This window comes from Glycomyces salinus (assembly GCF_016428645.1).
GTDB classification, from domain to species: Bacteria; Actinomycetota; Actinomycetes; order Mycobacteriales; family Micromonosporaceae; genus Glycomyces; species Glycomyces salinus.
In genome coordinates, this window is record NZ_JAELXW010000014.1 from 57,609 (window position 1) to 75,015 (window position 17,407).

The 17,407-nt window shown below is 68.6% G+C and carries 14 protein-coding genes, 1 tRNA gene and 1 pseudogene; 10 read left to right on the forward strand and 6 right to left on the reverse strand.

What is annotated here, in order from left to right; all coding sequences use genetic code 11:
• Window positions 1-7 precede the first annotated feature (7 nt).
• Window positions 8-865 (reverse strand): aldo/keto reductase, encoded by an 858-nt coding sequence (locus tag JFB92_RS05630; protein ID WP_199035738.1) that lies wholly within the window; start codon window positions 863-865, stop codon window positions 8-10.
• 163 nt (window positions 866-1,028) lie between these two features.
• On the opposite strand from JFB92_RS05630, the gene JFB92_RS05635 reads away from it, so the two are divergent.
• Genes JFB92_RS05635 through JFB92_RS05645 form a run of 3 tightly spaced genes read left to right on the forward strand, consistent with a single transcriptional unit; the run spans window position 1,029 to window position 3,060 of the window.
• On the forward strand, window positions 1,029-1,898 hold the full coding sequence (locus tag JFB92_RS05635) for a LysR family transcriptional regulator (protein ID WP_199035740.1): 870 nt from the start codon (window positions 1,029-1,031) through the stop codon (window positions 1,896-1,898).
• Between the two features lie 42 nt (window positions 1,899-1,940).
• On the forward strand, window positions 1,941-2,531 hold the full coding sequence (locus JFB92_RS05640) for a hypothetical protein (protein WP_199035742.1): 591 nt from the start codon (window positions 1,941-1,943) through the stop codon (window positions 2,529-2,531).
• Entirely contained in the window at window positions 2,479-3,060 is a 582-nt protein-coding gene (locus JFB92_RS05645) for a TetR/AcrR family transcriptional regulator (protein WP_199035749.1), read from the forward strand. Before JFB92_RS05640 ends, JFB92_RS05645 begins: the two co-directional genes overlap by 53 nt.
• Before the next feature lie 9 nt (window positions 3,061-3,069).
• On the opposite strand, the gene JFB92_RS05650 is transcribed toward JFB92_RS05645, so the two are convergent.
• Complete coding sequence (locus tag JFB92_RS05650) at window positions 3,070-4,257, reverse strand: sulfotransferase family protein (RefSeq protein WP_199035751.1); 1,188 nt, start codon at window positions 4,255-4,257, stop codon at window positions 3,070-3,072.
• A 198-nt stretch (window positions 4,258-4,455) separates the two neighbouring features.
• On the reverse strand, window positions 4,456-6,078 hold the full coding sequence (locus JFB92_RS05655) for a GH39 family glycosyl hydrolase (RefSeq protein ID WP_199035754.1): 1,623 nt from the start codon (window positions 6,076-6,078) through the stop codon (window positions 4,456-4,458).
• A gap of 135 nt (window positions 6,079-6,213) precedes the next feature.
• Here JFB92_RS05655 and JFB92_RS05660 point away from each other — a divergent pair, with 135 nt between their 5' ends.
• Entirely contained in the window at window positions 6,214-6,609 is a 396-nt protein-coding gene (locus JFB92_RS05660) for a VOC family protein (protein ID WP_199035756.1), read from the forward strand.
• 93 nt (window positions 6,610-6,702) lie between these two features.
• Here JFB92_RS05660 and JFB92_RS05665 read toward each other — a convergent pair whose 3' ends face one another.
• Window positions 6,703-7,581, reverse strand: coding sequence for an SDR family NAD(P)-dependent oxidoreductase (locus JFB92_RS05665; RefSeq protein WP_269847821.1), 879 nt, complete (start codon window positions 7,579-7,581; stop codon window positions 6,703-6,705).
• Between the two features lie 111 nt (window positions 7,582-7,692).
• Here JFB92_RS05665 and JFB92_RS05670 point away from each other — a divergent pair, with 111 nt between their 5' ends.
• Window positions 7,693-8,097 carry a winged helix-turn-helix transcriptional regulator gene (locus JFB92_RS05670; protein WP_199035762.1) on the forward strand — a complete coding sequence of 135 codons (405 nt, stop codon included), beginning with the start codon at window positions 7,693-7,695 and terminating at the stop codon, window positions 8,095-8,097.
• A gap of 45 nt (window positions 8,098-8,142) precedes the next feature.
• Here the strand turns inward: JFB92_RS05670 and JFB92_RS05675 are convergent, their stop codons facing one another.
• A complete protein-coding gene (locus JFB92_RS05675; RefSeq protein WP_199035764.1) occupies window positions 8,143-9,075 on the reverse strand; it encodes a DMT family transporter in 933 nt (310 codons plus the stop codon).
• A 234-nt stretch (window positions 9,076-9,309) separates the two neighbouring features.
• Here JFB92_RS05675 and JFB92_RS05680 point away from each other — a divergent pair, with 234 nt between their 5' ends.
• Window positions 9,310-10,671: an FAD-binding oxidoreductase gene (locus JFB92_RS05680; protein ID WP_307789034.1), complete on the forward strand. Its 1,362-nt coding sequence runs from the start codon at window positions 9,310-9,312 to the stop codon at window positions 10,669-10,671.
• 41 nt (window positions 10,672-10,712) lie between these two features.
• On the opposite strand, the gene JFB92_RS05685 is transcribed toward JFB92_RS05680, so the two are convergent.
• Window positions 10,713-10,789, reverse strand: a tRNA-Leu gene (locus JFB92_RS05685).
• Window positions 10,790-10,983: 194 nt separating this feature from the next.
• Between JFB92_RS05685 and JFB92_RS05690 the strand changes: the two genes are divergently transcribed.
• The 4 genes and pseudogenes from JFB92_RS05690 to coaE form a co-directional block, all read left to right on the forward strand.
• Window positions 10,984-11,595 (forward strand): ANTAR domain-containing response regulator, encoded by a 612-nt coding sequence (locus tag JFB92_RS05690; RefSeq protein WP_199035768.1) that lies wholly within the window; start codon window positions 10,984-10,986, stop codon window positions 11,593-11,595.
• 55 nt (window positions 11,596-11,650) lie between these two features.
• Complete coding sequence (polA, locus tag JFB92_RS05695; protein WP_199035770.1) at window positions 11,651-14,416, forward strand: DNA polymerase I; 2,766 nt, start codon at window positions 11,651-11,653, stop codon at window positions 14,414-14,416.
• A gap of 215 nt (window positions 14,417-14,631) precedes the next feature.
• Window positions 14,632-16,137, forward strand: coding sequence for a 30S ribosomal protein S1 (rpsA, locus tag JFB92_RS05700; protein WP_199035772.1), 1,506 nt, complete (start codon window positions 14,632-14,634; stop codon window positions 16,135-16,137).
• Between the two features lie 117 nt (window positions 16,138-16,254).
• Window positions 16,255-17,370, forward strand: a pseudogene (gene coaE / locus JFB92_RS26470) (dephospho-CoA kinase); the annotation flags it as partial.
• Window positions 17,371-17,407 lie beyond the last annotated feature (37 nt).

A 17,407-nucleotide genomic window follows, 5' to 3' on the forward strand; every position in this document is an offset into this window, starting at 1 on the left:
CTCGGTTTCAGGCGGCGGAGAGCCGCGCGACCTGGTCGTCGGTCAGTTCGACCTCGTCGGCCGCGGCGGAGTCGCGGATGCTCTCGGGCCGGGAGGCGCCCGGGATCGGCACGACCACCGGCGCCAGCGCGAGCTCCCAGGCCAGCGTGGCCCGGTGGACGCTGACGCCGAGCTCGTCGGCGACCTTTTGGAACTCGGCGTGGCGACTGGCCAGCTCGGGGGCGTTCGCGATGCCGCCCAGCGGGCTCCACGGCAGGAACGCGATGCCGAGCTTCACGCAGTGCTCGAGCTCGCCCTGGCTGGAGCGGAACCGCGGCGAGAACTGGTTCTGCACCGACGCCAGCCGGCCGCCGAGGATCTCGTTGGCCTGGTCGATCTGCTCGATGTTCGCGTTCGAGATCCCGGCCATGGCGATCACGCCCTCGTCGAGCAGCTCGCGGATCGCGCCGATCGAGTCGGCGTAGGGCACCTGCGGGTCGGGGCGGTGGAACTGGTAGAGCCCGATCGCATCCACGCCGAGGCGCCGGGCCGAGGCCTTGGCCGCCTCCTTGAGGTACTCGGGGTGTCCGTCCTTGGTCCAGCTGCCGTCGCCGGGGCGCAGGTGCCCGCCCTTGGTGGCGACCAGGACGTCCGCGCCGCCGCCGTACTCGCGCAGCGCGCGGGCGATGAGCTCTTCGTTGTGACCGACTTCACCGGCGTCCCGGTGGTAGGCGTCGGCGGTGTCGATCAGGGTGACGCCGGCGTCGAGCGCCGCGTGGACGGTCGCGATCGACCGCTCGGCGTCGGGCCGACCCTCGATCGACATCGGCATGCCGCCGAGGCCGACGGCCGAGACTTCCCGATCACCGATGGTGCGCTGCTTCATTGGGTGCTCTCCCTGGACTGGACGGATGCCGCTGGCCGTGTGTGCGAGGCTACGACCGCGCGGGCCGGTGTACGTCGTGGATTCTAGGAATCGACAATCCAGAAGTCCAACAACTCTTAGCCATGAGATAGAGAAGCGCGGGAGATCAATGGATCTGCGTCAGATGGAATACCTGGTCACCGTCGCCGACGAGCGGCACTTCACCCGCGCCGCCGACCTGATCGGCATCTCGCAGTCGGGCCTGTCGGCGGCGATCCGCGGCCTCGAGGAGGAGCTGGGCACGAGCCTGTTCACCCGCACCACCCGCCGCGTCGAGCCCACCGAGGCCGGATTCGCGCTCCTGCCCTACGCGCGCGCCATGCTCGAACAGGCCGCCGGTGCCCGCGACGCGGTCGTCAAGGCCAGCCGCGCCGTCTCCGGCTCACTGCGGATCGGGGCCGAGCAGTGCCTCGGCCTGGTCGACATCGCGGCCCTGCTCGACCGGTTCCACCGGCGGCACCCGCAGGTGGAGATCGAGTTCACCCAGTGCGGCTCGCACGACCTGCTGGTCATGCTCCGCGGCGGGGAGCTGGACGTCGCCTTCGTCGCCACCGACCGCCACCTCGGGCTGCTGCCGCGCAAGGAGATCGGACAGGAGCCGCTGATGGTGCTGACCCCGCCCGACCACCCGCTGGCCTCGCGCGCCTCGGTGAGCTGGGAGGCACTGGAGGGACTGGACTTCGTCGACTTCGGGACGGCCTGGGGCGCGCGCATCCTCAACGAGACCGCCTTCGCCGCCCACGGCGTGCACCGGCGGCTGCGCTGCTCGGTCAACGACGTCCACACCCTGCTCGACCTCGTCGTCCGCGGGCTGGGGATCGCCGTGGTGCCCCGGCACGTCGCGGCCAAGCCGCAGGCCGAGCGGCTGCGGGCGATGCCGCTGGCGGGCAACGGGACACCCGAATGGACCGTCTCGGTCGTCTCGAACACCCGCGACACCTCCGAATCCCCGGCCCGCCACCTGCTCGAACTGGTCGAAGAGTCCCTCGTCTAAGACACCTTGCCCACCGATGTTAATGTCATTAACATCGAGGTTGTGAACCCTAGACCCCGCGTCCTGCCGCCGGCACTCGCGACCGCCGCATTCGTCGCAGCCGCCGTCGGAGCGCAACTGCTCCTCCAGTCCGTCTTCGCGACCGTCGACCACCCCGAGACCCTCCTGCGCTCCAACCACAACGCCGACGCCGACACCGCCCGAGACTGGCACCGGATCCTGCTCGAACAGGGCACGCTCGACCGGATGATCCGGACCGAGCAGGTCGACTACCTGTGGATGGCCGCCCTAGCCGCCGCGCTCGTCTCGATCACCCTCCTGGCCTCCCGCCTGCTCGCCGTACGCGCGCCGCTCGCCTCGGCCAGGCTTCGCCGCTTCGCGCCCTGGGCGGCCCTGGCGCCCGCCGTGGACGCGGCCGAGAACGCCGTCTCCCTGCTCATGCTCTCCGACCCGCTCGGATTCCCGGCGCCGCTCGCCGCCGTCCACGCCGCACTGGCCTGGCTTAAGCTGATGGCCATCGCGGCCGTCGCCGTCGGGGCGTCCGGATACGCGCTGGCAGCGGCCTTGGGAGGGGAACGGCATGGAGGCGAAGGCTCCGTATCACCACGGGGCGCTGCGGCGGGCCCTCCATGACGCGGCCCTGCGCCTGATCGCCGAGCACGGCACCGACGCGTTCACCATGAAGCAGGCCGCCACCGAGGCCGGAGTGAGCGTGGCCGCCCCCTACCGGCACTACGCGGGCAAGGCCGAACTGCTCGGGGAACTGGCCGCCGAGGGCTTCGACCTGCTGACCGACCGGCTCCGTGACGCCGGAACCGCGGCCGACCCCGCCGAAGCCCTGCTGGACCTCGGCACCGCCTATCTCGAATTCGCCCACGAACACCCGGCGCACTTCGAAGTCATGTTCTCCGGCCGAGGCCGGGAGCCGCGCACCGCCGAGGGAAACGCCGCGCTCGCGGTCCTGCGGGAAGCCCTCGAACGACTCGAAGCCGAAGGCCGCCTGCGGATGCGAACCGACGCCGCGCTCCGCGCCACCTGGTCGATGGTCCACGGGCTCGCGGTCCTCCGCCACGGCGGCATGCGCACCGTCGCCGCCGACGACCCCGCCGCGCTGCGCGCGGAAGTCCTGGAACCGGTGCTGCGGGGCGGCCTGCTGCGCTGAGACCGACCGTCAGTGGAGCCAGAGGCGGTGCACCGAGCGCGGGTAGTCGCCGAAGGCCGCCTCCACGTCGTCGGTGCTCAGGCCGTAACGCGAGAGCTCGTACTCGTGCGACCTCCCGATGCCCGGCCCCGCCAGCACGGCGTCGAGGTTGGCCCGGTCGGCCTCGGTCCACTCGGCGCCCAGGCGCTCGTACAGCAGCCGGACGCCGACGTGGGGCTCGGCCACCAGCTGCGGATAGGGGACGTCGACGATCGCCTGGCGGGGCAGCTTCACGCGCGCGCTCCGGGCCGAGTCGATCGAGGCCGCGGTCAACTCGAGCCAGGTGGCGCCGATCCGGTGCGGGTCGGGATCCTTGGTGTGCAGGGCGAGAGTCGCCTCGACCTGGCTGCACAGCGAGCCCACGACGCTCACCGGGTCGCGGTGGATCCACACGATCGTCGCGTCGGGGAAGACCTCGCGGATGGCCACCAGGTGGTCCAGGTGCTCAGGGGAGTGGAGGAACCAGCGGGAGCCGGGCCGCCCGTGCTGGAGGACCTGGAGGGCCCGCTTGAGGTACAGGTAGTCGGGGCGGAAATCGTGCTCGCGCAGCCAGTCCCGGTAGGCGGGCAGGTGCGCGCGGCTGAGGTGGTGGACCCCGTGCGGCAGCAGGTGCGCGGTGTCGTCGGGGCGCTCGGCGTCGAAGTCGTGGGTGTCGCGGTACTGGGGCGACATGCGGCTCATCGACTTGTAGAGCTGGACGGCGGACTTGACGTACTGCCGGCGGTCCCGCTCGGACAAGTCGGTGTCGGTGTAGGTCATCTCCCACAGCAGCGGGCTGCGGTGGCCCGCGGACCTGGAGAAGACGTCGCGGGAGAGCATGGTGGCCGTGCGCGGCAGGCCGACGACGAAGACCGGGGCGGTGATCGCCTCGCGGGTGATCTCGGGCTTCTCCTCGAGAACGCGGCGGACGCGCAACCGGTTCTGGACGCGCAGCTGAAGCTGCCCGAGCACGGCCTGCCACCCGACCGCGGTGAGATCGCCGTGCCGGGCGTACTGCTGGAGCAGCATGCGGTAGCCGTCGAGGAACGACTCGTCGCCTTCGGCGGTGCCGCCGCTGGCCTGCTCGGCCTTGGCGACGAGGAGATCGAAGACGCGGTCGGGTTCGTGCTGGTCGGCGACGATGGGTTTGAGCACCGCGTTCAGTAGTCGGGTGCTCATGGAGATGCTCCGCATTCGGTCCTCCGGACGGGCAAGAACTGGGGATGGATGCGAGACATTCTTGCACAACCGTCTGTAGTCAAACGGTGTCCGAATCGTCGCCGACGTCGGGATACATGCTCGTTATCGCCGAGATGAACGGTCCGTCGAGCATCCCGGTCCCGATCGCGATGAAGTTCCCAGCGGCCCCCCGCGTGCCTACCAGGTGAACTCGAGCAATGACACCCCTTGGCGTGGAACCACCGCCGTGATCGAAGCGCCGGCGTCGCCGACCGGGACGGTCGACGACCGCAGCTCGTGCAGTCGCCCGGCCTCGATCAGGGCGGCAAGCTGCTCACCGGTCGGCTCGGCCGGGGCGCCCATCCGCGTCCAGGCCGTATGGGCATTGCCGTGCTCGCCGTCCACCCGAAACTCGGTGAGCCGCATCGTGCCCGCGTCGATCGGCAGGCGCTCCAGGCGAAGCGCGACCTCGGCGTCCGGGCCGGGCAGGTCGTCGTCGTGGTAGTTCCAGACCAGAACGCGCAGGGCTCGGTCGTCGAGCGCCGCCATCGCCGAGACGTCGGGACGCTCTCCTCGGACGCCGACGCGCATCATCTCCTCCAGCGCGACCGCGAGGTCGCTGCGCGCCTTGACGCGCCTGCCGGTCATTCGAGCGAACATGCGGAGGACGTTGAACACCGGCAGCGTGACCCCGCCGGTGGTCGCCAGCGCCCGGAACCCGGCGAAGATCGGCTCGTCCTCGAACTCGAACGACCACGTCAGCGCCCCTTCGAGGTTCACACCGTGCACGTCGGCCAGCTCGTGGAGGCGGGCGAAGGAGGCGGCGGTGTAGGAGGCGTACAGCGACGTGTTGCGGTAGGCGTTGGGCGGATACACCTCTGCGGAGCAGGCGGCGCAGCCGTCGGGATCGCACTCGCCGATCACGATCGGCGTCCGGCGCAGTTCCGGATAGGAGGCGACGATGCTGAAGCCCTTGTCGACCTCCCGCAGGTGCGGGGCGATGCCCATGCGCACGTGCCCGTCGGTGAACTCGGGCACCCCTTTGGCGTGGAAGGCGACGAAGTCGAGCGGAGTGCCCGTGGCTCCCGTGGCGTGATTGGTGCCCCTGAGGCAGTGATCGAGGAAGTCGCGCATCCACTGCCCTCCCGGACCGGCCGTATCGGGCCCGCCGACCTTGGCCGTGGGCAGCGCCGAACGCACTGCGTCCACGGCGTGATCGTGCAGCTTGCGGAACTCCTCCGGCGTGCCGCGCCAGTAGCCGTTCGAACCGTTGGGCTCGTTCCAGGTCTCCCAGTACCACTGCTCGACCTCATTGCGGCCGTAGCGCTCCAGGCAGTGCCCGACCCAGGCGGCGACCAGGTCATGCCAGGCCCGGTAGTCCTTGGGCGGATAGCTCCAACCGGTGAAGATGTCCCCGTAGGGATCGCCGGGCTTCCAGCCGTGCCGGTACGGCCGGGGCCGAACGGACATCGCCTCCGGCATGAACCCGATCTGAACGTAGGGCTTCACGCCGTTGTCCAGGTACGCGTCGAAGATCTTGTCGACGATCGTCCAGTCGTACACCGGACCGCCGTCGGCGTCCTCGGAGTACATCCCGGTCGATCCCCACTTCAGCGCGGGAGTACCGTCGCCGCTGGTCATGAGATTGTGGGCACGAAAGTACGTCTGAGCCTCCCCGAGCCGCCCGATCTCACCGAGCAGCCGCTCACCGTCCGGCATGTACGCGTAGTTCGGCTCATCGGCCCCGAAGAATCTATGAATCGGCTCGAACGGCCCGAGCTCGTCACCCGCGTCGACATGTATCGATACATCCAAAGGCATCCCCAAACCCTATCCCGCACCACCGATACCGGCGCAGCCCGAGCTGGGAGGCATGTCTCAGTGCGAGGCCGGCCTGCGAAATCGAGTTCAGCAGCGATAGCTCGGCTCCGGTCTTGGCGGGTACGCTCGCTCTTCATGAGCCTTAAGGAGATCCGGAACCTCGATTACACGGTCCTGCTTTGTGCGAAGTTCGCTGAGACGAGGGCCTTCTACAAGGACGTCATGGGGTTTCCGGTCGAGGACGACCACGAGAACTGGGTCAGCTTCAGAGTGGGGGCCACGCTGCTTACCTTGCGGCCGAGGGGACAGGACCCGGCCGGAGGGAGCGACGGTCCCGCCGAGGAGGGCTCAGCCGCTGTGCAATTGGCGTTCCGTGTGCCGCCTCGGGCTTTCGAGTCCTGCCGAACCGAGGTGGTCGATGCAGGCGTGCCCATCGTCAGGGATCTGACCGACCTCCCCAGAATCCAGCATCGAACGCTCTTCTTCCGCGATCCCGAAGGAAACCTGATCGAGATCTACGCCGAGTACTGAAAGGTGCGCCCGAACGGTGCTGCCACGCGGTCCCGGGCACCTGGCCGAGTGCCGTTTCGACGGTGGAATTCTGGATCACGGCGGTATTGCCGATCATTCGGTGGTCGGCTTGGGCAGACGCGTGTCGAGCAGTGTCTTGGTCGCTTCGGCGAGTCGTTCGGCGTCTGTGGGATCGAGCGTTTTCAGGGTGAGTGGGAGAGAAGTGTCGCGGTCGATCGCCGTGAGTGGGGCCGACGGCGGGTTGTCGATGAATCCGTGGAGGGGTGCGATGGACTGCTCGACCGGCCGCGCGGCGAACTTGGCCGCTGCGCGGATGAAGAGGCGGGCCGCAACCGGCAGGGGTCTGAGGTCACCGCTCTTGGTGAAGCCGGGGTGGTAGAGGACGTATCGGACCGGGTTGTCCGCCTGGGAGGCATAGTGGACACCGAGCAAGTCGTTGGCGCGGCCGGCCTGGAGTTGGGCGGTGATCATGCTGTACTTGCGTTCGAGCTGGAGGTCGTCCCAGCGGATCGCGCCTTTGGTGATCCCGACACCGGCGATGTTCACGATCACCGGAGCTGTGCTGCGGCGCAGCAGCGGCGAGAGTTCATGACTGAGCAGGTAGCGGCTGAGGTAGTAGAGCGCGAAGGTGCGTTCGAGTCCTTCTCCGGTCATGGTGTGTTTCGGCGATTGCCGGTTCGCGAACAGGCACAGGGCGTCGATGGCCTGGTGGCGTGCGGCTATCTCGCGGATGGCCCGCCGTGTGGACTCGACGCTGGACAGGTCGACCCGGAGGAACTGCACCCGGTCGCCGGCGCCGATGCGGTCCGCCTCGGTTTCCAGGTTCCGTCCTTTGGCGGGATTACTGCCGAGCGCGATGATCCGATCGCCGCGTTCGGCACGGGCGAGGGTCAGGGCACGCCCCATCCCGTCGGTACCACCGCTGATGACGATGACGCGCGGCTGGTGAGCGTTCGATTCATGGACAGGCATGTGCGACTTCCTCAGGTAGTTACTGTTCGTACGCACTACCATCATCAGTAACCGCCCTCGACCGCACAAGGAGGCAGTTTGCAGTCCGGTAGGCACACGGATGTGCCCTCAATGGTCAGCGCATCCCTGCCCGACCCGGTGCCGGCCGAGGAGTATGAGCAGTGCCCGGTCACCGACGTGCTTCGCCGTGTCGGCGACAAATGGTCGGTCCTGGTGGTCGTGCTGCTCGGGAAACGCCCGTACCGGTTCAACGAGCTCCACCGCGGGATCGCGACCATCAGCCAACGAATGCTGACCCGCACGCTCCGCGGACTGGAGACTGACGGCCTCGTCCATCGCGAGGTGTTCCCCACCAATCCGCCCAGCGTCGAATACCGCCTCACTCCGCTCGGGCAGAGCCTGCTCGTGCCGCTCTCGGCCCTCGCCGATTGGGCCGTGGAACACCGGACCGAAATCGCGGCCGCGCGATCGGCGCACGCCCCTGGCGGCGAGCAGGACGCCGCAGACTCGCCCTGACCCCGAATTCCGCGACCGTCGGGAACCGTGTCGAAGCCTTCGCGGTCATGGGGCGGGTTCGTCCGGTGAGGCGCCGGTCCGCCGTGCTTCGCTCCGGGGCGCGGCCTTTTGCGAGGGGCGGAGGGCGCCGAGATAGACGCCGAAGAGGATGAGCGGGGCGCCGAGCAGCAGCGAGGCGGTGAGGGGCTCGTCGTCGAGCCAGGCCGAGAGCATGATGGTGACGGCAGGGATGGCGACGAAGACGTGGGCGGCCCGGGAAGGGCCCCAGTGCTGGATGACGGTCAGGTAGAAGATGAAGGTGAGCACCGATCCGGCCACCACCAGGTAGCCGAGAGCCCACCAGGTCTCACTTCGCTCGGGGAGGACCCAGCGGTCGCCTGCGACGAGCGAGGCCGCGAAGAGGGCGACGGCGGCGGCGCTCATGCCTACGGCGTTCATGGTGACCGGGTGCAGCTTGGGCAGGCGGTGGACGAGGACGGCGGCCTGGGAGAAGGAGAGCACGGCGCCGAAGGCCGCCAAAAGTGCGGGAAGTGGCACGTCGGCGCGGAGCGGCGCCTGGGAGATGACGGCGACGCCTCCGACGGCGACCAGCGTGCCGATGAGGGCGACGGCCCGGAATGCCTCTTGCCGTTGGAGCACCGAAAGCAGGAGCGCGACGAGGGGGACGAGCGCCAGAAGCGTCTGGCCGACGCCGGCGTGGAGGTGGACGAGCGCGTAGTAGGCCAGGCCGAAGGTGAGCGCGAAGTTCAGGAGGCCGAAGACGACCGCCCCGACCAGGGCCCTGCCGTGTGGGAGCGGCAGCCGCTTGAGTCGCATCAGGGCGAGCAGCAGGACCGCGGCCCCCGCGAATCTGAGTGCGGCTCCCCAGAGAGGGTCGAGTTCGCGATTGCTGAACCTGATGCCCACGGCATTGCCCCCCGCGAGGAACGACACCGCGGCGAACGACGCGAACGCGACCCGGTCCCGAGCACGCTGCATATCTCCACGGTAGGTCCGTACAACGGCAGTGGAGGCGCATTCGGGTTCACCGCCGACGACGGGTGGACGCGATCGACCCGCCTGAACGGTAGGCGTTCCCGCAACGCCGATTCCTTCTCGGGGTTAGGGTGGAGATCTAGTCTCCCCGCGGGTCATACATACCGATCTACCTGTGAAAACAGGGAGGGCCCAGTGAGTTCATGGTGGCGCGATTCCGTCTTCGAAGCCGGGGCGGTGGACGAACTTCAGCGGTCGTTTCATGGGGATTTGATCCGTCCGGAGGATCCCGGGTACGACGAACATCGCAAGGTCTGGAACGGCTCGATCGATCGCAATCCGGGACTTATCGCCAGGTGCGCCGGAGTGGCGGATGTGCGGGCCGCCGTCCGTTTCTCCAGGCAGGCAGACCAGCCGGTAGCCGTCCGAGGCGGCGGACACAGCTTTCCGGGGCTGTCGGTGTGCGACCGCGGAGTGCTCATCGACCTCGGCCGCATGAAGGGGATCCGAATAGACCCCGACGCGGGAACGGCGCGGGTGCAGGCCGGCGTGCTCCTCGGCGAACTCGATCGCGAGGCGCAGGAATTCGGCCTGGCCGTCCCCTCTGGCATCGTCACACACACCGGCGTGGCGGGTCTGACCCTCGGTGGCGGCACCGGGTGGATCCAGCGAAAGTACGGCCTCGCGATCGACCAATTGGAGTCGGTCGACATGATCACCGCCGACGGCGAGTTCGTCACCGCCAGCGAGGACCGGAACGCCGACCTTTTCTGGGGAGTCCGAGGCGGGGGTGGGAATTTCGGGATCGTGACCGACTTCCAGTTCCGGCTGAATCCCGTCGGACCCTACGTCATGGCCGGACCGGTCTTCTGGGCGATGGAAGACGCTCCGGAGGTGCTCCGCTTCTACCGAGACTGGATCGCCGACTGCCCCGATGAGCTGATGACGATCGCAGTGCAACGCAGAGCCCCGGCGCTGCCCGCCATCCCACCCGAGCTGGTCGGCAGGCTCATCGTCGCGATCGCCGCCTGCTACGCGGGTTCGGTGGAGGACGGCGAACGAATACTGCGGCCGCTCAAAGAATTCGGATCGCCCCTGCTCGACCTCTGTGAGCCGAAACCCTTCCTGGCGCACCAGATGATGTTCGACGCGTCGTTCCCCCACGGCTGGTGGTACTACGTTCGAGCATGCGACGTCGCCGCACTCGACGACGACGTCATCGAGATCGTCGCCGAGCACGGTCGGCGCATCGTCTCACCGATCAGCAGCGTCGCCCTCTGGCAGATGGGCGGAGCCGTCGCACGGGTCGATGACGACGCGACCGCGTTCAACGGACGCAAGGCCGGGTTCACGTTCAATATCAACGGCAACACCAAGACGTCCGACGGCTTCGACGAGGAACGCCGATGGGCGCGCGACTACTGGTCTGCCCTCGGACCCCACCACACCAGCGTCTACGTCAACTTCCTCATGGACGAAGGCGAGGACCGGGTCAGGCAGGCATACGGACCCGACAAATACGACCGGCTCAAGGCGCTCAAGCGCGAATACGACCCGACGAACTTCTACAGGCTCAACCAGAACATCGAGCCGGACTGACGCCGGCGGTCCGCGCTTCGTAGTGGAGCCGCGGCTCCAGGTGGTAGGGCGGGTGGGACTCGAACCCACACTGTACGGGTTTTGAATCCGTCTTCTCTGCCAATTGGAATACCGCCCCGGGCTCCGAGGTTCCAGCTCGGGCCGGAGAATATGATACTCCTGGGGCGGAGCGGTCGACAGCGGGCCCGGCTGTCCGAAACGCTCGACATAGACGGGTGCGGGGGGCGACCGGGCCGGATAAGCTGATTGCCTGGTGTGCCTTCGGTGCCGCACGCCCCACCGACCCGACGCGCATGAAAGGTACGGACACGCATGACGAGCAAGGCCGCCGAGGAGCCGCGCAAGCGCGTGCTCATCGCCGAAGACGAGGGGCTCATCCGCCTCGACCTGGCCGAGATGCTCACCGAGGAGGGTTACGAGGTCGTAGCCGAGGCCGCGGACGGGGAAGCCGCCGTGCGACTCGCCCAGGAGTACCAGCCCGACCTGGTGATCTGCGACATCCAGATGCCGATCATGGACGGCCTCCAGGCCGCCGAGAAGATCGTGTCCGCGCGCATCGCTCCAGTGGTGATCCTCACCGCCTTCAGCCAGCGCGACCTCATCAACCGCGCCCAGTCGGCCGGGGCCATGGCGTACCTGGTCAAGCCGTTCCAGAAGTCCGACCTGGTGCCCGCGATCGAGCTTTCGATCACGCGGTTCGCGGAGATGACCGCCCTGGAGAAGGAGGTCGAGAACCTCACCGACCGGCTCGAGGTCCGCAAACTCGTCGACCGCGCCAAGGGCCTGCTGATGACGCAGTACGGCATGGCCGAGCCCGACGCGTTCCGCTGGATCCAGCGCGCCGCGATGGACCACCGGCTCTCGATGAAGGCCGTCGCCGAGCGGGTCATCGACGAAGCCAAGGAAAAGGAGGCGGGCGGCTAGCCCGCACAGGCTTTCCGAGGGCTCGCGGCGAAGCGCCGCGGGCCCTTCGCCGTGGATGGGGCTGCCACGCCGGTCAGGGAGTGACCCGCGCTTGTCACAGGAGGCCGATAGGCTCTCAGACGTGACCGCTTCGCAATCCCGCCTACTGCTGATCGACGGCCATTCGATGGCCTTCCGAGCTTTCTTCGCGCTGCCGGCCGAGAAGTTCGCCACCGACGACGGCCAGGTGACCAACGCCGTCTACGGCTTCGCCTCGATGCTCATCAACCTGCTGCGCGACGAGAAGCCCACGCACATCGCCGTCGCCTTCGACGTCTCGCGCCGCTCCTTCCGCACCGAGGAGTACGCCGCGTACAAGGACGGGCGCGAAGAGACCCCGGCCGAGTTCAAGAGCCAGATCCCCATCATCCAGGACCTCCTGGACGCCTTCGGGATCAAGTGGCTCACCAAGCAGAACTACGAGGCCGACGACATCATCGCCACGCTGGCCACCGGTGGCACGGCGGCCGGGGCGAAGACGTTCATCTCCTCGGGCGACCGCGACGCCATCCAGCTGGTAGACGAGCACGTGACGCTCCTCTACCCGGTCAAGGGCGTCACCGAGCTGGCCCGCTACACCCCGGAGGCCATCGAGGAGAAGTACGGCGTCCCGCCCGAGCGCTACCGCGACCTGGCCGCCCTGGTGGGGGAGAAGGCCGACAACCTGCCCGGCATCCCCGGGGTCGGCCCCAAGACCGCCGCGAAGTGGATCGCGAAGTACGGCTCGATCGACGGCCTGGTGGCCAAGGCCGACGAGGTGGGCGGCAAGGCCGGGCAGAACCTGCGCGACCACCTCGACGAGGTCCTGCGCAACCACCGGCTCAACCGGCTGGTCACCGACCTGGAGCTGGAGGCGGAATTCGACGCCCTGGCCTGGGAGGGCTGGTCGGTCGAGCGCACCGGTGCCCTGTTCGACGCCCTCCAGTTCCGCACCCTCGGCGAACGCCTCAACACCGCCCTCGGCGAGAAGGCCGTCGGCCAGGTCCCCGTCCCCGAGAACCAGGCCGCCGACCTGCTGGCGGAGCGACTCGAACCCGGCGGACTCGCCGCCTGGCTCGACACGGCCGCCGGAGACGTCGCGATCGCCTACACCGGGACCTTCGAGTCCGGCACCGGCTCCTTCAACTCGATCGCGCTGGCCGAGGGCGATCGGGCGCTGTGGTTCGACCCGGCCGGACTCGACGCCGAGGACGACCAGGTCTGGACGCGGTGGCTCTCCGACCCCGAGCGCGGCAAGGTCGTCAACGACGCCAAGGCATTCCTGTGGGGCGCCGACGCCGCCGGATGGCCCGAGCCGGCCGGACTGCGCGTCGACACGGTCATCGCCGCCTACCTGCTCAAACCCGAGCAGCGCAGCTATGACCTCGGCGACCTTGCGATGCAGTACCTCGGGCGCGAGCTCGAGGCCATCGAGAAGTCCGCCGACGACGGGGCCCTCGTCGGGCTCGACGAGGCGATGGCCGGTGCCGAGGACCGCTTCGAGGCCGACTGCGCCGAAGCCGCCATCATCGGCGAGCTGGCCCGCACCGAGACCGAGAAGCTCACCGAACGCCGGCAGCAGCGCCTGGCCGAGGAGCTGGAATACCCGATCGTCCCGGTCCTGGCCCGCATGGAGGCCACCGGGATCGCCGCCGACGAGGGCCACTTCGCCGACATCGAGGCCAGCTTCGCCGCCCAGGCCAAGGAAGCCGCCGACACCGCCCACGAGATCGTGGGCCGCAAGTTCAACATGGGCTCGCCCAAGCAGCTCCAGGAGATCCTCTTCGACGAGCTGAAGATGCCCAAGACCAGGCGCACCAAGACCGGCTACACGACCAACGCCGAGGCGCTCCAGCAGCTGTACGCCAAGACCGGGCACCCGGTTCTCGAACAGCTCCTGCGCTTCCGCGACGTCGAGAAGCTCAAGCAGATCGTCGCGACCCTGCGCGCCACCATCCAGCCCGACGGGCGCATCCACACCACCTTCCACCAGACCGTGGCCGCGACCGGCCGCCTGTCCTCTTCGGACCCGAACCTCCAGAACATCCCGGTCCGGTCCGAGGCCGGGCGCGACATCCGCGCCGGGTTCGTCGTCGGCGAGGGCTACGAGTCGCTGATGACCATCGACTACAGCCAGATCGAGATGCGCATCATGGCCAGCCTGACCGGCGACGAGGGCCTGATCGACGCCTTCATCTCCGGCGAGGACATCCACCGGGCCGTCGCCGCCAAGGTCTTCGGAGTCGCGCCGGGCGAGGTCACCGCCGAGCACCGCCGCAAGATCAAGGCCATGTCCTACGGCCTCGCCTACGGCCTGTCCACCTACGGGCTCAGCCAGCAGCTCGGGGTCTCCACCGAGGAGGCCCAGCAGCTCTCCGACGACTACTTCGCTCGCTTCGGCAAGGTCCGCGACTTCCTCCACCGCACCGTCGAGGAGGCCCGCAAGACCGGCCACACCGAGACGATCATGGGCCGGCGCCGCTACTTCCCGGACCTGACCAGCGACAACCGGCAGCGCCGCGAGATGGCCGAGCGCGCCGCGCTGAACGCCCCCATCCAGGGCAGTGCGGCCGACATCATGAAGACCGCGATGCTCAGAGTCGACCGGGAGCTGCGGGCCCGGAAGCTGGACTCCCGCGTGCTGCTCCAGGTGCACGACGAGCTGGTCTGCGAGGTCGCCCCAGGCGAGGCCGAGCGGCTGGAGGCGCTGGTGCGCGAGCAGATGTCGGGCGCCGCCGACCTGGCGGTCCCGCTGACCGTCTCGTCCGGATTCGGGCGATCCTGGGAAGAGGCGGCGCACTGACCGTGGCTGTCCCCACCACCGCCCAGCCCAGAGTGGCGCGGCATTATCGCGCACGGTAACCTGGACTGGCCTAGGCATGTCCGTGTCCTCGGAAGGGAGCAGGACACGAGCCGCCACCGGTGGGACTGCCAGGGCGTAGAACTGCGAGCATTCGCGTCACGAACGGGCGCGGGCGCGAGCCCACGATTTTGAACGTATCCGGAGCACCAGCCCATATGACGAGCAGCATCGAGGCCACCTCGAGCAACGCTGAGAACAGCACCACGGTCGACGAATTCGCCTCTGACGAGGATCTCCTTGCCGCGATCGACGCGACCATCAAATACTTCAACGACGGCGATATCGTCGAAGGTACCGTCGTCAAGGTCGACCGGGATGAAGTCCTGCTCGACATCGGCTACAAGACCGAGGGCGTCATCCCCTCGCGCGAGCTGTCGATCAAACACGATGTGGACCCCGAAGACGTCGTCGCCGTCGGCGACCACGTCGAGGCCCTGGTCCTCCAGAAGGAGGACAAGGAAGGCCGCCTGATCCTCTCCAAGAAGCGGGCTCAGTACGAGCGCGCCTGGGGCACGATCGAGAAGATCAAGGAAGAGGACGGCGTCGTTCGCGGCTCGGTCATCGAAGTGGTCAAGGGCGGTCTCATCCTCGACATCGGGCTCCGCGGCTTCCTGCCGGCGTCCCTGGTCGAGATGCGCCGCGTTCGCGACCTGCAGCCGTATGTCGGCCGCGAGCTCGAGGCCAAGATCATCGAGTTGGACAAGAACCGCAACAACGTGGTCCTCTCGAGGCGCGCCTGGCTGGAGCAGACCCAGTCCGAGGTCCGCACCGAGTTCCTGCACCAGCTGGCCAAGGGCCAGGTCCGCAAGGGCACGGTCTCCTCGATCGTCAACTTCGGCGCCTTCGTCGACCTCGGTGGGGTCGACGGCCTGGTCCACGTCTCGGAGCTGTCCTGGAAGCACATCGACCACCCCAGCGAGGTCGTCGAGGTCGGCCAGCCGGTCGAGGTCGAGGTGCTCGAGGTCGACCTGGAGCGCGAGCGCGTCTCCCTGTCGCTGAAGGCCACCCAGGAAGACCCGTGGCGCCAGTTCGCCCGCACCCACGCGATCGGCCAGATCGTGCCGGGCAAGGTCACCAAGCTGGTTCCGTTCGGCGCGTTCGTCCGCGTCGAGGACGGCATCGAGGGCCTGGTGCATATCTCGGAGCTGGCCGAGCGCCACGTCGAGGTTCCCGAGCAGGTCGTCAAGGTCGGTTCCGACGCCATGGTCAAGGTCATCGACATCGACCTGGACCGCCGCCGCATCTCGCTCTCGCTGAAGCAGGCCAACGAGGCCTTCGTCGAGAACGAGGAGGCGTTCGACCCGACGCTGTACGGCATGGCCGCTCAGTACGACGACCAGGGCAACTACATCTACCCGGAGGGCTTCGACTCGGAGACCGGCGAGTGGATGGAGGGCTACGACGAGGCCCGCGAGGAGTGGGAGCGGCAGTACGCCGAGGCCCGCGCCCGCTGGGAGGAGCACGGCCGCCAGATCGCCGAGCGCGTCATCACCGACGCTCCGGCCAAGCCCGCCGAGGGTGAGGCCCCCAAGAGCAGCGGTGGCGACAAGGCTCCGAAGAAGCAGACGACCGAGAAGAAGTCGGCGCCGGCCGAGCCCGCGGGCACGCTGGCCACCGACGAGGCGCTCGCCGCTCTGCGGGAGAAGCTCGCCGGGAGCTGACGTTCGGCCGCCTCCGCGCAGGTGGAGGCGACCGGCTCTCCGGGAGTAGTCACTCCTTAAGCTGAAGTACCACTGCCCGTCTCAGACCGTTGGTCTGGGGCGGGTAGTGTTTTAGTTGTGCTTAAAGTCGCATTGACCGGTGGCATCGGAGCCGGTAAAAGCACGGTCGCGGCGAAGCTCGAGAAGCTGGGAGCCTACGTCATCGACGCGGATGCTCTAGCCCGAGAAGTCGTCGCCCCCGACACCGACGGATTGGCCGCGGTGGTCTCCCGATTCGGACCCGGCGTTCTTTCCGCCGACGGGGCGCTCGACCGTGCAGCCCTCGCCCGGATCGTCTTCGATGACGCGCAGGCGCGCGCCGAACTCGAGGCGATCATCCATCCGCGAGTCCGCCAGCGGGCTCGAGAGCTCACCGAAGAACGAACCGACGACGCGATCGTCGTCCAAGACATTCCACTGCTGGCCGAGACCGGCCAGGCGCCCTCCTTCCACCTCGCGATCGACGTCGAGGCCCCGCGCGAGCTGCGGCTCGAGCGGTTGGCCGAGCGCGGCATGGACCGGTCCGACGCCGTGCGGCGCATCGACGCCCAGGCATCGGACTCCGACCGCCGCGAGGTCTGCGACGTGGTCCTGTTCAACCGGGACGGCGTCGAGGAGATCGAGAGGCGCGTGTCGTTGCTGTGGGACGAGCGAATCGTGCCGTTCAACGAGAACCTCCGCGCCGGCCGCGCCGAACCGCGGCCCGAGAAGCTCCAGTTCGTGGAGTCCGACCCGAGCTGGCCCCGGCGCTTCGAGCACCTGGCCGCGCGCCTGCGGCGCGTCATGGGGCCCGGAGCGGTCCGCATCGACCACGTCGGATCGACGGCCGTGGCCGGGATTCCGGCCAAGGACGTCATCGACATCCAGGTCACGGTGGTCACGCTCAAGGCCGTCGATGCGCTCCAGGAGAAGCTCGCGAAGGCCGGGTTCTTCGGCCGCCGGGCGTTCGACGAACCCAAGCCCGAGCACCCGGACGTCTCGGAGTGGGAGAAGCGCTTCTACGGCTACGCCGACCCCGGGAACGTGGCTCAGATCCACTTCCGCCCGATCGACAGCCCCGGTCAGCGGTTCGCGCTGCTGTTCCGCGACTGGCTGCGGGCCGATCCCGAGGCCCGGTCCGACTACGCCCAGGCCAAGGGCGAGCTGGCCGCGAAGGCCGACTCGACCACGGCCTACGGCGAGGCCAAGGAGCCGTGGTTCCACCGCGAGGGCTGGCCGCGGGCGCACCGCT